This window comes from Ensifer sp. LC384, from assembly GCF_001695865.1.
Taxonomy (GTDB): Bacteria; Pseudomonadota; Alphaproteobacteria; order Rhizobiales; family Rhizobiaceae; genus Ensifer.
Window position 1 is genome coordinate 1 of sequence record NZ_MBST01000077.1, and the last position, 632, is coordinate 632.

Genomic DNA, 632 nt, shown 5'->3' on the forward strand with positions numbered 1-632 from the left:
GCCACGCGTTTGCCGGTGCCGGTCGAGCCGGTAAAGGTGATCGCCTGGATGTCGGGGCTGTCGAGCATCGTCTGGCCGACGATGGAGCCCTTGCCCATCACCAGGTTCAACACGCCCCTCGGCAGGCCGGCGCGCATGAGAATGTCGACGATCGCCCATGAGCAGCCGGGCACCAGTTCGGCCGGCTTGAAGACGATGGTGTTGCCGTAAGCCAACGCCGGCGCGATCTTCCAGGCGGGAATGGCGATCGGAAAATTCCACGGCGTGATGATGCCGACGACGCCGACCGGCTCGCGGGTGATCTCGACGCCGATGTTCGGGCGCACCGAGGGAATGACCTCGCCGGCCAGTCGCAGTGTCTCACCGGCGAAGAAGTCGAAGATCTGGCCGGCGCGCACCGTCTCGCCGATGCCTTCGGCCAGCGTCTTGCCCTCTTCGCGCGACAACAGCCGCCCGAGTTCGTCCTTGCGCGCCAAAATCTCGTCGGCGGTCTTTCGCAGGATGGCGTGGCGTTCGAGAATGCCGGAGCGCGACCAGGCCGGAAACGCTGCCTTGGCGGCGGCAATCGCCGCCTTGGCATCCTCGGCCGAGGCGCGGGCATAGTCCCCGATCACGTCGTTGGTGTCGGACGG

The 632-nt window shown here is 66.8% G+C and carries 1 protein-coding gene; it reads right to left on the reverse strand.

Annotated features, from left to right (window positions below; all coding sequences use genetic code 11):
* On the reverse strand, positions 1–632 hold a 632-nt coding region (locus BC363_RS30625), incomplete at both ends, for an aldehyde dehydrogenase family protein (RefSeq protein ID WP_141690500.1).